This is a genomic window from Moorena producens PAL-8-15-08-1, from assembly GCF_001767235.1.
Taxonomy (GTDB): domain Bacteria; phylum Cyanobacteriota; class Cyanobacteriia; order Cyanobacteriales; family Coleofasciculaceae; genus Moorena; species Moorena producens_A.
In genome coordinates, this window is the sequence record NZ_CP017599.1 from 3194950 (window position 1) to 3208602 (window position 13653).

The following is a 13653-nucleotide window of genomic DNA, read 5'->3' on the forward strand; positions in this document are numbered from 1 at the left end:
ACCAACCAGTTATATAGCGTTTATTATAGCTATGAGGTACACAGGATTTTTGACCTCTTGCCTTTTACCTGTTACCTGCTTCCTGCTCCCTGCTCCCTGCTCCCTGCTCCCTAAAAAAAATGTACTTCACCTAATTTAAACCGCTTTAATTGAATAAAAATGGCTGTACCAAAACATATTGTTGAGAGAATAATAGTAGCAAGAGAGCAGCAGCTTAAACAGTTATCTTTAAGCCGTGCTTTTTTTTATTACGATGGTTATCAGTTAAATGAAATCTTAACTGAAATTTTTAATTTATCACAGTTGAAAGTATTGGATTTAAGCGTAAATAAATTAACAATGCTCCCAGAATCCATCGGAAAGCTGACCAACTTAACCCAGCTTTATTTAAGTAGTAATTTATTAACAATACTCCCAGAATCCATCGGAAAGCTGACCAACTTAACCCAGCTTTATTTAAATAGTAATTTATTAACAATACTCCCAGAATCCATCGGAAAGCTGACCAACTTAACCCAGCTTTATTTAAGTAATAATCAATTAATAACAGTCCCAGAATCCATCGGCAAGCTTACCAAATTATTCGAGCTTTATTTAAGTAATAATCAATTAACAACACTCCCAGAATCCATCGGCAAGCTTACCAAATTATTCGAGCTTTATTTAAGTAATAATCAATTAACAACACTCCCAGAATCCATCGGCAAGCTTACCAACTTAACCCTGCTTAATTTAAGGGAAAATAACTTAACAACACTCCCAGAATCCATCGGAAAGTTTACCAACTTAACCCTGCTTGATTTAAGGGAAAATAACTTAACAACACTCCCAGAATCTATCGGAAAGCTTAGCAACTTAACCCTGCTTGATTTAAGCAACAATGAATTAACAACACTCCCAGAATCCATCGGCAAGCTTACCAACTTAACCCTGCTTGATTTAAGCAACAATGAATTAACAACACTCCCAGAATCCCTCACCAAGCTTACCGACTTAACCAAGCTTGATTTAAGGGGAAATCCCCTTGAAAATCCACCAATAGAAATTGCATCAAATGGGATTGAAGCAATCAGATCTTATTTCCGACAACTTAAAGAAGGAAAAGATTATATCTATGAAGCAAAACTCCTGATTGTCGGTGAAGCAGGTGCTGGAAAAACAACACTAGCAAAAAAGATAGAAAACCCAAACTATCAACTACAGGAAAACGAAAAATCTACAGAAGGGATTGACATTATTAAATGGAAATTTCCACTGGATAACGGTCGAGACTTTCGGGTTAATATCTGGGACTTTGGGGGACAAGAAATTTATCACACCACCCATCAATTCTTCCTGACCAAACGTTCCCTTTACACCCTAGTGGCAGATACCAGAAAAGAAGATACAGACTTCTACTACTGGCTTAATATAGTAGAACTTTTAAGCGACAATAGTCCTCTCTTAATTATCAAAAATGAGAAACAAGAACGCCATAGAGAAATAAACGAGCGCGCCTTACGGGGACGGTTTACCAACTTGAAAGAAACCCTAGCAACCAACCTAGCGACTAACCGAGGCTTAGACGATCTTCTTACCCAAATTAAATTTTATATTAGCAACCTCCCCCACATCAAAGAAGCAGCTTTACCTAGAACATGGAAACAAGTCAGAGAAGCTTTAGAAGAAGATAGCCGTAATTACATCAGTCTGGATGAATATCTACAGATCGGCTCAAACAATGGGTTTACTTTATACAACGATAAATTACAGTTAAGCGGTTACCTACACGATCTGGGAGTGTGTTTGCATTTTCAAGATGACCCTCTATTAAATAAAACGGTGATTCTCAAACCGGAATGGGGGACTTATGCTGTCTATAAAGTGCTGGATAACAATCAAGTTATTCGCAATCTAGGTTGCTTTAACCGCGCTGATTTAGAAAAAATTTGGTCTGAAGAAAACTATGCTTATATGCACGATGAACTGCTACAATTGATGATCAAGTTTCAACTTTGCTATCTAATCCCTGGGAGGAAAGATAACTACATTGCGCCACAACTACTAACGTTAAATCAACCTGAGTATGATTGGGATGAATCTAACAATCTAATTCTCCGCTATACCTATGACTTCATGCCCAAAGGTATTATAACTCGGTTTATCGTGGTAATGCATAAGTGGATTGACCAGCAGCAATATGTCTGGAAAAGTGGTGTTATCTTAAACAAAGATAACACCAAAGCAGAAGTAATTGAATATTACGAACAGCGAGAAATTAAAATTAGAGTTACTGGTAGACATAAACGAGACTTGTTGACTACTGTTATTTACGAACTAGATCAGATCCATGAGTCTTATAACCGCTTGAGGTGTAGTAAGTTAATCCCCTGTAATTGTTCTACTTGTAAAAACAGTCAAACTCCTTATTTCTATCAATTTGATAAATTAAGAGAGCGGATTGGTTATGGTCAGGATACGATTGAATGTGGTAGTCCTCCCTATAATACAGTTAAGGTATTACGTTTAATTGATGATGTGATAGGTTTAAAGCAGATCAATAAAGATGAACAACCAGATATCTATCGACAGCTAAACAAAGCTGATAGATCTATTATTATTAATAATAATATTGATGCTACAGGGAGTAAAACTATGTCTGAAAAAAACGAAATCAAGGTTGGGGACGGGAGTACGGTAATAGGAGCAGGAGGTAAAGAGTCTAACAACAAGAATTTAAAAGTTACCGTCAATGAGTCACCCACAGAGGAGAAATGGAATCTCTCAAATAAACTTGCTCTGATGGGCATAATAGCGACCTTATTGGTAGGATTAGGGGCATCGCTGTTTAGCTATTTTTTTGATAACCAGACTCCAGATCCAGCAACACAACAAGAGCAAGTAGATTAATCGTAGGGTGTGTCTTCAAACTCGGAGATCCCCCTAAATCCCCCTTAAAAAAGGGGGACTTTGACTATGGCTCCCCCCTTTTTTAAGGGGGGCTGGGGGGGATCATAATCTTGCGGAAAACTTTGAAAACACGCCCTAGGGTGGGCAGTGTCTAGTCAGGGGCTTTTTAAGGTGATATCTATTCAGCACTGCCCACCCTACATCAGCTAGATTAATCCTCAGGTGGGCAGTGTCTAGTCAGGGGCTTTTTAAGGTGATATCTATTCAGCACTGCCCACCCTACATCAGCTAGATTAATCCTCAGGTGGGCAGTGTCTAGTAACGGACCTTTTAAGGTGATCTATATTCAGCACTGCCCACCCTACATCAGCTAGATTAATCGTCCGGTGGGCAGTGTCTCGCAAGGGGCTTTTTAAGGTGATCTCTATTCAGCACTGCCCACCCTACATCAGCTGCCCACCCTACATCAGCTACATAAGCTAGATGAATCGTCCGGTGGGCAGTGTCTCGCAAGGGACTTTTTAAGGTGATCTATATTCACCACTGCCCACCCTACATAAGATATCTGGTCTTAGAATGATCCCCTTCTAAATCCACGCTTACCTCGACGTGAGCCCATTTCTTGACGAATTTGTTGGCGCTGTTCGTCGGTGAGAATACCCATCATCTCTTCCCGTGCTGACTTTTTAATCTCCCGGATGTCGTCTCGCTGCTCTTGAGAGAGATTCATACTTTCCATCTCTTCTCGTACTGACTTTTTAATTTCGCGGATTTCGTCTCGCTGCTCTTGAGAAAGATTTGTAGCCTCTTTTGCGTCTCGTAGTTGACCGCGTAGTGTTTTTATAGTTTCAAACTGCTCTTGTTGCTGGGGAGTGAGAATATCCTCAATTTGAGAGTATGTATTGTTACGGATGTTTTCAATCTGCTGTTCCTGCTGGTCAGTGAGGTTAAGTTTGGAGAAAGATCGATGCATTTTGTGGGCATTAGCTGCCATGGGAAAACTAGTGAGGGTAATTGCTGCAAGACCTGCAAGTAGGGAAAAGTGCTTGATATTCATGGTGTTCACCCTTTAGCTATTTCTAAGTGTTTTGATGTAAGCTGATTTCTGTGTGATGTCTCTATCCTAAAAACAGGGAGGGTGAAACAACATGAGGCAATAGACCTGAATTCTTCTAGGACTTTAGTCCTGGGCTAGATCTGACCAATGGGTCTTGCATTACCTTTGATACATGGATTATGGTGACCAGATAAAAATACTAACGCTGTTGCCTCTCGATACCACTGGGATTTCTGTGCTCTTGGTCGAGCAGCATCTACATTTTGTCCGACAAGCTGACCGCTACTATGCCATGCAGAAGGGTGGGATTGTGGCATCAGGGGCAACTAGTTAACTGAGTCAGGATGTGATTCAGCAGTTTTTAGCGGTTTGAATCGGCATAGTTAAGGAGGAAACCGTTAAAAATCAAACAGGTCAAAGTATTACCCCACATAGTTTTCGGGGCGCTTTTCGCCCCGTCAGAGGTTATAGTCTTCGCTATTAACGCTGATCAATTGTTTTCAAGGCTTGGTCTATATCTTTGATTACTAGATCGCTATCTTCATAACCGATACTCAGTCTGATCAAGCTATCAGTAATTCCTATCTCTTGCTTTTCGGTGGGAGAGAGTTGGTAATAAGTAAAGACACTGCATTGTTCAACCATAGCATTGTTCGATCCAAAGTTGGTTCCCATAAACGGAACTCGTAAAGCATCCACAAATTTTGATGTTACTTCTCGATCAGCATCTAGTTCAAAGGATACTAATCCCCCATGTCCCATTAAATATTTTTTGGCTAAATAGCTGTGAGGATGACTCTCTAGACCAGTATAAAAAACTTTTTTCACTCGAGGATGCTCTTCCAGATATTTGGCGATTTTAATTCCAGCTTCATTGAAATGTTTCATTCTAATTTTCAGAGTATCCAAACTTCTATTCAACAGAAAAGCACAATGGGGATCGGCAATCCCTCCCATAATATTTCGGTAACTCCTAATTTGTTCGATTAGTTCTCGCGATCCAGCTACACTGCCTGCTAAAATATCCCCATGACCTCCGATATACTTGCTGCAACTATGAATGGTCAAATCTGCTCCAAACCTTTGGGGTTGAATATTATACGGTGTTGATAGGGTACTATCAACAATCAGTAAAGTATCAGTGCCGATCTGACTTTTTAGTGTAGCTAAATCAACTAAATACAAATGGGGGTTTGACGGCATTTCTACAAATACAATTTTGACATTGCTTTGATAGTGATTTTCAATTTTTCGATGAAAATCATCCCTAATCATTTGATCTATAGGTAGGGTTTTTACTCCAAACTTAGGCAATACTAAATTAAAAAACTTTCTAATATTTCTATAACACTTGCCCGTGTAAAGTAATATATCGTTTGGCTCAATAAAACTGAATACAGTTGTGACTATCGCATTCATACCTGAAGAAAATATCAAAGCATACTCATAATTATCAAGAGCCGCAATTTTACTTTCAAATTCCAACCAATTTGGATTATCATATCTTCCATATCTTCCTAAACTTACTTGATTCTGGTGATACTTTATGACCTGTTCCGTATTTTCAAAAAAATAAGCAGCGTTCTGATATATGGGAGTAATACAACTGTTATTGTAAGTTTCTTTTTTTTGCTTAGACACAGTTTTCTCCATTAAAAAAGCAATAGTTTTTACAAACCTACTTCACATTTTTGTAGTGAGAGAGGGGTAGTAGTTTAGGTGTTAGTCCGGTCAAAGTTTTGGGGGGTAAAATCACTAATTGTGTAGCACTACCCATGTTTTTTGACAATTAGCTAAGGTGGTCTACTCTGATCAAGCCCTCCCTATAAAGTTAGACCACGAGGGGAGAAAAAGAGTTTGTTAGCCAATAGTTGTTAACTCAAGTTGCTACCTATCAATAAATCGACCTGATAGACAAAGTTATTGAGGGGTGCATCTCACTGTCTTGATACCATAGGGAGTGGCTGGGGGAAACCCCTTCAGGTCATAACACCCATCGCTGAGTTATTGATTTACAACCAAAAGAGGCACCCGTTATTGAGAAATACCAAGCCAAAATGACGCTATAGCTTCATTTTGGACTGATGAAATGGTCAGAAAAACCAATTTCTAGTATTTTTGATGGCCCAGGTAAGCGTGGATGCATTGAAATTGGGATTTTTGAAGCTCAGAACCCTAGCAGCAAGGCTTTCAGGAACAAAATTGAAATGCTCAACAGCTTAGCAACTTCAATTAATTCTGGTTCTGCCATTTCAGTTACCTCGATTTTCAGCTAGCTAGCTTTCCGGTATGTTGCCTCGTTTTTTGCCAATAATGGCTATATAGTATAGGGGGCGTCCGTCCAAGTGAAATCGGTGCTGATACTCATGGGTTTCAACAATCTCAAAAATGTCAGTTTTGCCCACCCAAGGGTGCCATGCCAGAAAAGAAGCCGAGCTTTTGTCCTCCCACCGTTCTTTCTGCACATTAAAAGCAATCCAGCCATTGGGTGCGATCGCATTAAATGCGGTAGCCCAGCCTTGGGCAGGAATGTGATTAAACCCAAGAGCAGATCCGCAAACTAGACCATTAAAGCTTTGGCTGTTTAACCCCTCCCGTGCTGTGTGGCTTAAATTAGTCAGGTCTTCAACATAGTAATTCTCGTAAACTCCTGGGTATTCCCGTGCTGCCGCTTCAGCTGCTTCTGGAAGAATGTCAATTCCAGTGACTGACTTGACCCCCAAGTCCACTAGAGCTTTTCCTACCATTCCACTTCCTGCCCCAACTTCTAGCAGTACCAGATCCTCAACCGTTTCACCAGCTTGGGTGACTCGATCTATCAGTCGAGAAGATAGTACGGTATGGGATATAGAGTGCAATTTTTCAATTAAATGTCTGTAGAGATCAGGAATCCGGTACAATTCACTATAGTCATGTACTCTGAGCTTGGTTTCCTTTCCATTTTGGCTTAGCCAAAAGAATTCTTCTTGGATGGGTAAGTTGCGAGCACTTTCGATTTCTGGTATTTTTATCTCAAAATCCACGTTCTGCATTTCTGTTTCTTCTCTTTCTAGTGTTCTTCTATTTCTAGTGTCTATAGTTGCTTAGGATTGGTTACCCAAAACTTGTTCACTTTCCCAGGTCACTTGAATTCGTCGTTCTATCTTGATATAGCACGTCAGCTGGATAATTGTGAAGGGCAACATTGGTTAAGCTTTGATTAAACCCAACGGTTAGCGATCGCAATTGTATAGCTAAGACATTGCTTTCGGTGAAGATATGGATTCCCTGCAAATTGAGATGGCTGAGGGAATCAATTGCTGGGTTCGCAAAGCGTCTGTTATTGCCTCATCTACGGCCAACTTGCTAGTGCTCGTGGCAAATGTTTGTCTTGTAGCTGCTCAGATAAGATAATTCGCCTCATTGCACCTCCATTCTAAAATTGCCTTGTCACTCTAACAAGCATTCAAAATATTAACATACTCCTAATAGTATGGGAAGGCAAACCCTAAAATTTTGTTAAGAAGTTGTTGAGCCGTCAGCGCTGTTTCGTACGTTTTCACAATAGTTTTTGATCAAAAACCCTAATCACTTCCAACGTCAAACTATACGACGCTAATACTTGACTTTTGACTCCTGAAAAGTTATGGAATTGGCACACTATCTATAGTGTTAATCATAGTTATGAGGTACATTCGAGATAGTTACCCCTACTCCCTATGGAGTTTATTAATCACATCAGCATAAGCGATCGCTGCTGTTTCCCACTTGGGCAAATTAGTACTGATCTCGGCTAGTTCTCTTTCAAGCCAGCCATTACCTTCAAAGGCTGCCTCCCTAGGCTGATCAGGGTCAACGGTAATGATGGCAGAACCCCCCCAGCTTTCACACCGGCTTGATTCCTAAAAGAGACCACCAGCAAGCCACCAAATGATTGGGCTTCCGCAATCGGTAGTTGAGATTAATCCTAGGGTGGGCAGTGCCTGCTAACGGGCTTTTTCAGCTGATCTGATTTGTATTAAGCACTGCCCACCCTACATGAACTACTGCCCACCCTACATGAACTTATAACTGATAGCTGATACCTGTTGGCGTAGCCCATAAGCTATCAATTTAGCATTCTGTTTTTTAAAATTTATTCTCAAATTACCTCACCAAAAAAAAAAATTAAAACCCTTGACAATTAAATTTATAATCATTATAATAATTACTGAAAACAAAATTGATGTTTTTAATCATGTCTACAGACTTTATTCCGAATCACGACAACAATCATGAAGATTCTAACCCAAAGAAAAAACGTATTAAGTACATTAAGGGCTCTCCTGAAGCCGTAATTAATACTATTTACAGCCTTTATGCACTGGGGTATGCAGAGGTTTCCGAGTGGAGCCCTTTGCAGCCCACGGGCATTCCAGGGCAAGTAATTAGTTTTGTAACCAAGTCTTCGACTTGGCGTTAATAGGTTGTCTTGATGCAGTCGCTCATGGGGGAAACCACGGCAGTCGCTCATGGGGGGAACCCCCAAGACCGCGCTGCCTCCCCAAGACCGCGCAAATCACGCTAAATTTCTGGGGGGTTTCCCCCCCGGTCAAAGGCTCGGGTTTGTTCGGGTAGGATCACATCCGGATTGATTCGGAAACTGATAGACATGACATAGCGTTTGTAGCACTGAAATAGCCGTGGATAGTATTTCTACGGCTATTTTTTTTGTAAGCATATGCGCTACGGGCACGCTGGGCGAACAGTTATCAGCACTCAGCAGTCAGCTTCGGATTGGGGCTACTTATGGGCTGAAATTATTACCTAGTATTGCGCAACTTATTAGTTGAGCACTATTGAGAACTACTATCCTGCCCCCCGTCTTTAGACCGGAGAGTGTCAACATAGGCTTGTCTTAAAGTTGTCAGATTATAGTCGTGTTTTAAGATTGAGCTGTCACGAACGTTGTACTTAATCTCTTCTAAGAAGAGCAGTTCAACCACGGACGGAGCCAATTCGGGGTTTTCCATGGCAGTTTCAAACAGCCACTTGGTGTCGCGGATGAAAAAGAAGTCCAACATAGTAATTGACTAATCAGTAAGATGCACCTGTGTGATCAGCTGTGCGGGTATACACAGCTGCTAATGGTTTATCTCATATTTGTAAAAAATCAGGAAAGAATGTGCTGGATATACACAGCTACTATTGATTAGGTTCAGGTAAAGTGGTTGAAAATTTCTTTATCTCATTTAACCCGCCCTTGGATTGGGATGTTGGTTTTTGTTACTGATGGGATAGCGTAGCGTGGCCGTATGCCAATCGCTTTTAGCCCAGCAAAGCTGATCGCAAGGGGGGGGACGGTAGCCTCATAAGGGTAGGTTTTTTACAATTAAGAAGAGTTAGGAGAGAATGAACAGTGAAAAGTCTTGAAGGAGACTACCACGAAGCGACCAAATGATGCGGCTTTGGCAATCGGTAGTGCAAATCCCTCCCGGTCAGATAGAAACACTACTGCTGTTGCCTCTCGATACCATTGAGCCAGAATGCGATGAAGCGTTTCGGCAAAGCCGACGCTACGCGAACGCACTATGTGACCATGATACTGAACCCAAGGCAAGCTCTCAATTGACTTGAGGAACGCTTCACCCCTAGTTTGGGTCGAAGTATTAATGGCTCTTCCGTACTTGTTATGCTAAATAAACAGTCTGTAACAGGGAACAGCGGATCTGGGAACAGGGAACAGTGGTCAGAGGCCGTATTCAGAAAATTTTGTTAGTTGAATAGCGTAATTTTCCTTATACAGTAAGCTTTCTGAGTTTTTTAACTGGAAATTTAGCATAAGAGGTACTGAAGAACCGTATTAATCCCTCCTAGGGCTTACCAAGTTTAGTTGGTGATCAGTAATTAGTGTACGGCAATTTTCCTGGAGTCCAGTTTTGGGTAAGTCCTGTTGCCTTGATGAGACCTAGGTGTGGAAATTGGTTTCAGCTCAAGTGGAGCAAGGCTTCCATAATCTTGTTCACCCAATGGTCTAGGTCAGTTTTGTGAAGTTTCGAAAAAAAATCGTTCCTCTGCATAAAACCTAGGCTGACCCCCGAAAAGTTTTTAGAAGCTAACAATTAAGAGTTTTTCAGTATGCACACCAAGACCTACACACTCTACATATCAAATTCTTATCTTCGTCCAAACTAAGTTGATATTATATCAAATCCGGTTAATCACTTCCCAAATCAGACAACCCAATCTCAACGACTACTGGTAGGGTGCGTTACTAACTAAACTTACCACTTATCGAGTTTGGAGTCCAGTTTTGGGTAAGTCCTGTTGCCTTGATCAGACCATTGTGTGGAAATTGGTTTGAGCTCAAGTGGAGCAAGGCTTCGGTGAATATTGTTCACCCCTATATCTAGGTCAGTTTTGAGAAGTTTCGAAAAAAAAAATCGTTCTTCGGCATAAAACTTAAGCTGACCACCGATAAGTTTTTAGAAGCTAACAATCAAGGATTTTTAAGTATGCACACCAAGACCTACAAACTCTACATATCAAATTCTTATCTTCGTCCAAACTAAGTTGATGTTAGATCAAATACGGTTAATCACGTCCCAAATCAGAAAACCCAATCTCAACGGAAATAAAGCATGATAATTGTCCTCAAAGCAGCGACTCCGACAGTCGAAATTGAACGCATTAAACACGAACTGTCTCAATACAAAGTCAGCGTCGAAAAAATCATCGGCAAACACCGAGTGGTGATTGGTTTAGTCGGTGAAACGGCTGAACTCGATCCCTTAAAAATTCAGGCTGTCAGTCCTTTTATTGAAAAAGTCTCACGAGTTGAACATCCCTTTAAACGGGCAAGTCGAGACTTCCGACATGGTGAACCCAGTGAAATTATTGTTGAAACACCCAACGGTTCCGTTGCTTTTGGCGAACACAGTCCCATCGTTCAAACTGCCGGTCCTTGTTCGGTTGAAAATGAACAGATGATTGTCGAAACCGCCCAACAAGTTAAAGCAGCAGGTGCTCATTTCCTACGTGGTGGAGCCTACAAACCTCGGACTTCTCCTTATGCTTTTCAAGGACATGGTGAGAGTGGTTTGGAATTGCTGGCCATTGCACGTCAAGAAACCGGCTTGGGAATTATCACCGAGGTAATGGATGCAGCCGACATTGAAAAGATAGCAGCTGTTGCAGATATTCTCCAAGTTGGTGCTCGTAATATGCAGAACTTTTCTCTGTTAAAAAGAGTTGGTGCTCAAGAGAAACCGGTTCTGCTGAAGCGGGGAATGTCCGCAACCATTGAGGAATGGTTAATGGCGGCTGAATATATTTTAGCAGCGGGAAATTCTAATGTTATTTTGTGTGAACGGGGAATTCGCACCCATGACCGCAAATATACCCGCAATACCCTCGATTTATCCGTGATTCCTGTCTTGCGGACACTGACTCATCTTCCCATTATGATTGACCCCAGTCACGGGACTGGTAAAGCCGAATACGTCCCGGCAATGGCAATGGCCTCAATTGCAGCAGGAGCTGATGCTCTGATGATAGAAGTTCATCCCAACCCTTCCCAAGCCCTGTCTGATGGCCCTCAATCCTTGACGCCTCATCGCTATCAAGAACTGATGCAAGAAATGGCAGTTATTGGTGAAACAGTGGGTCGTTGGCCGGAAAAGTTAGCCCTCACCCCTTCATCCCCTCAAGCTACCAAAAAATTCAGTGCCATTGTTTAAAATTTGTTGTGAGTTGAAGTAACAATTGAAGGCTAACTTAGATTGATTCAACTCACAATATCTCATCAAACAGGTCTTTTTGTCCAATTCTAGAGAAATAATGCAAATGAACGCTCAAACCCTAGTCTTAAGGCCAATTTTTACCCAAAACTTTCCGCGAAAGCGGAATTACATCGAACCTGTATTACTCAGCCCATTTCAGCGAATATTGCTCACGACAAACGGCACTGTTACGGATATGATTGAAGCCTATTCGGGGGAAGCAATCAAAATCAAAAAGCTGTTTGAAGACAAGATTCAGCTTGAAGAAGATATCCTGCCGATGAACCTCAAAAAAGGCACAGAAGTTATCGCTCGCAAAGTGCTACTTCAAGGTAAGATGAGTGACCGCACCTATGTCTATGCCGATTCAATTTTAGTTCTCGACAGACTGAATGAAAAAATGCGAACCCAACTGTTAGATACCAAAACTCCCATTGGTAAACTCTGGGTCGAGAACAAAGTGGAAATTTTCAAAGAAAATGTCGAACTTGGCAAAGAAGATGCAGGTGATTTAGCGGATTATTTCCAGATTGAACCCGAAGACAATCTCCTGTATAGAACCTACTGCGTCATCTCCAATAATCAGTACACCATGATGATTACAGAGAAGTTTCCGGAAAATAATTTTAGGCGAAAGCTCTAATAGTATTGGTTAATTTTATTGAAGAACTTCTGAAATTTTAAGATTTCATAGGAGGGCACTATGCTTAACAATCATTTCTCAACGAAGGTTTGCATTATAGGAGCTGGACCGGCAGGTCTATTATTGGCAAACATCCTACAGCAAAATAATATCCCGTGTATAGTAGTCGAAAAATGCAGTCGTGAGGAGGTCTTTTCCCGTGCCCGAGCGGGACTAATCGATCACAAGGCAGTAAGTATTCTGAAGCAGTATGGACTCGCCGACCGCTTGTTGAGAGAAGGAAAGCCCCATGGGAAGTGTGAATTCCGAAGCCCGGAATACAGCTTCGTACTCGAATACTCCAAGATGTGTGAGGGTCGAACGCACTATACCTATCCTCAGCAGGAGTTGTTGGTCGATCTGATTCAGAAGTTTCAAGAGGCTGGCGGAGAAATACGATTCAGCACGAAAGGTCTTGTGATTAAGAATAGCTATCCTGCGCAAGTCTCGTGTTACGACGAGATTAAACAAAGCACGATTGTTATTGATTGCGACTTCATTGCTGGATGTGACGGTTTTCATGGTATCGCCCGAAAATCAATTCCTTCAGAAGCCGTAGATATCTACTACAAAAATTACAATTTTTCTTGGCTAGCAATCACGGCTGCAGCACCTCCCTCAACCGAGCATATTATCTATGCAATACATCCTGATGGGTTTGCCGGTCATATGCTCAGGAACGAAAAAATTTCCCGTTATTACCTGCAAATCTCATTAGACGACAGCGTTGACAATTGGCCCGATGAACGTGTTTGGTCAGAACTCCATGTTCGACTTGCCAAAGATGGATGGTCACTGACCGAAGGTAAGATTACTGACAAGCAAGTGCTGAGGATGAGGAGCTATGTCTCGAACCCAATCCAGTACAAGAACCTTTTTCTTGCAGGAGATGCTGCCCACATTCTCACTCCCTCAGGTGGCAAAGGCATGAACCTAGCCATTCAGGATGCTGAGGTTTTGGGCAAATTAATGGTGAACTACTATCTAATCAGCCACAATGACTCTATCCTTCAACAATACTCAGCTATTCGTCTGCCAGAGATCTGGCAAACCCAGGAGTTTTCCCACTCGCTGCTTCATATGGTGAATATAGATGAACAAAATTCAGAGAATGACCGCTTCATGAAGCAGCTCCAACAGTCTAAGATATCTCAACTGATGAGTTTGAAGACATTTGCAGCAGACTTTTCCAGAAAATATGTTGGGAGTTTATCTGACTATAATGAGCTGGAAATGGCATGCTAATAATAATTCATCGCGTTTCTTTGGAAACTATTGATGCAAGC

11 protein-coding genes and 1 pseudogene are annotated in these 13653 nt (G+C 41.4%); 7 read left to right on the forward strand and 5 right to left on the reverse strand.

The window, feature by feature from the left end; translation table 11 throughout:
* The first annotated feature begins 159 nt into the window (after positions 1-159).
* Entirely contained in the window at positions 160-2889 is a 2730-nt protein-coding gene (locus tag BJP34_RS12095) for a COR domain-containing protein (RefSeq protein WP_070392558.1), read from the forward strand.
* A gap of 571 nt (positions 2890-3460) precedes the next feature.
* Here the strand turns inward: BJP34_RS12095 and BJP34_RS12100 are convergent.
* Positions 3461-3946, reverse strand: coding sequence for a Spy/CpxP family protein refolding chaperone (locus tag BJP34_RS12100; protein ID WP_070392559.1), 486 nt, complete (start codon positions 3944-3946; stop codon positions 3461-3463).
* A gap of 214 nt (positions 3947-4160) precedes the next feature.
* On the opposite strand from BJP34_RS12100, the pseudogene BJP34_RS47315 reads away from it, so the two are divergent.
* A pseudogene (locus tag BJP34_RS47315) lies at positions 4161-4280 on the forward strand (ABC transporter ATP-binding protein); the annotation flags it as partial.
* Between the two features lie 146 nt (positions 4281-4426).
* On the opposite strand, the gene BJP34_RS12105 reads toward BJP34_RS47315, so the two are convergent.
* Positions 4427-5587, reverse strand: coding sequence for an aminotransferase class I/II-fold pyridoxal phosphate-dependent enzyme (locus tag BJP34_RS12105; protein WP_070396629.1), 1161 nt, complete (start codon positions 5585-5587; stop codon positions 4427-4429).
* A gap of 443 nt (positions 5588-6030) precedes the next feature.
* Between BJP34_RS12105 and BJP34_RS12110 the strand changes: the two genes are divergently transcribed.
* A complete protein-coding gene (locus BJP34_RS12110) occupies positions 6031-6222 on the forward strand; it encodes a hypothetical protein (RefSeq protein WP_070392560.1) in 192 nt (63 codons plus the stop codon).
* Here the strand turns inward: BJP34_RS12110 and BJP34_RS12115 are convergent, their stop codons facing one another.
* Positions 6223-6978 carry a methyltransferase domain-containing protein gene (locus tag BJP34_RS12115; protein ID WP_070392561.1) on the reverse strand — a complete coding sequence of 252 codons (756 nt, stop codon included), beginning with the start codon at positions 6976-6978 and terminating at the stop codon, positions 6223-6225.
* Between the two features lie 1184 nt (positions 6979-8162).
* Here BJP34_RS12115 and BJP34_RS12120 point away from each other — a divergent pair.
* Positions 8163-8387 (forward strand): hypothetical protein, encoded by a 225-nt coding sequence (locus BJP34_RS12120; protein WP_070396630.1) that lies wholly within the window; start codon positions 8163-8165, stop codon positions 8385-8387.
* Positions 8388-8760: 373 nt separating this feature from the next.
* On the opposite strand, the gene BJP34_RS43020 is transcribed toward BJP34_RS12120, so the two are convergent.
* Together BJP34_RS43020 and BJP34_RS39480 are read right to left on the reverse strand one after the other, a co-directional pair.
* A complete protein-coding gene (locus BJP34_RS43020) occupies positions 8761-8937 on the reverse strand; it encodes a hypothetical protein (RefSeq protein WP_158517150.1) in 177 nt (58 codons plus the stop codon).
* A 359-nt stretch (positions 8938-9296) separates the two neighbouring features.
* Complete coding sequence (locus BJP34_RS39480; protein WP_193431319.1) at positions 9297-9494, reverse strand: glycosyltransferase; 198 nt, start codon at positions 9492-9494, stop codon at positions 9297-9299.
* Positions 9495-10545: 1051 nt separating this feature from the next.
* Here BJP34_RS39480 and aroF point away from each other — a divergent pair.
* The 3 genes from aroF to BJP34_RS12140 all read left to right on the forward strand — a co-directional run bounded on the left by aroF (position 10546) and on the right by BJP34_RS12140 (position 13612).
* On the forward strand, positions 10546-11643 hold the full coding sequence (gene aroF, locus BJP34_RS12130; RefSeq protein ID WP_070392563.1) for a 3-deoxy-7-phosphoheptulonate synthase: 1098 nt from the start codon (positions 10546-10548) through the stop codon (positions 11641-11643).
* A gap of 100 nt (positions 11644-11743) precedes the next feature.
* Positions 11744-12328 carry a chorismate--pyruvate lyase family protein gene (locus tag BJP34_RS12135; protein ID WP_070392564.1) on the forward strand — a complete coding sequence of 195 codons (585 nt, stop codon included), beginning with the start codon at positions 11744-11746 and terminating at the stop codon, positions 12326-12328.
* 60 nt (positions 12329-12388) lie between these two features.
* Positions 12389-13612, forward strand: coding sequence for a 4-hydroxybenzoate 3-monooxygenase (locus tag BJP34_RS12140; protein ID WP_070392565.1), 1224 nt, complete (start codon positions 12389-12391; stop codon positions 13610-13612).
* Positions 13613-13653 lie beyond the last annotated feature (41 nt).

What these genes read in the sequence shown, in the direction of transcription:
- BJP34_RS12095 (WP_070392558.1), top strand. Translation starts at nt 160, where the DNA reads ATGGCTGTACCAAAACATATTGTTGAGAGAATAATAGTAGCAAGAGAG.
- BJP34_RS12100 (WP_070392559.1), bottom strand. Translation starts at nt 3,946, where the DNA reads ATGAATATCAAGCACTTTTCCCTACTTGCAGGTCTTGCAGCAATTACC.
- BJP34_RS12110 (WP_070392560.1), top strand. Translation starts at nt 6,031, where the DNA reads ATGAAATGGTCAGAAAAACCAATTTCTAGTATTTTTGATGGCCCAGGT.
- BJP34_RS12115 (WP_070392561.1), bottom strand. Translation starts at nt 6,978, where the DNA reads ATGCAGAACGTGGATTTTGAGATAAAAATACCAGAAATCGAAAGTGCT.
- BJP34_RS12120 (WP_070396630.1), top strand. Translation starts at nt 8,163, where the DNA reads ATGTCTACAGACTTTATTCCGAATCACGACAACAATCATGAAGATTCT.
- BJP34_RS43020 (WP_158517150.1), bottom strand. Translation starts at nt 8,937, where the DNA reads ATGGAAAACCCCGAATTGGCTCCGTCCGTGGTTGAACTGCTCTTCTTA.
- aroF (WP_070392563.1), top strand. Translation starts at nt 10,546, where the DNA reads ATGATAATTGTCCTCAAAGCAGCGACTCCGACAGTCGAAATTGAACGC.
- BJP34_RS12135 (WP_070392564.1), top strand. Translation starts at nt 11,744, where the DNA reads ATGCAAATGAACGCTCAAACCCTAGTCTTAAGGCCAATTTTTACCCAA.
- BJP34_RS12140 (WP_070392565.1), top strand. Translation starts at nt 12,389, where the DNA reads ATGCTTAACAATCATTTCTCAACGAAGGTTTGCATTATAGGAGCTGGA.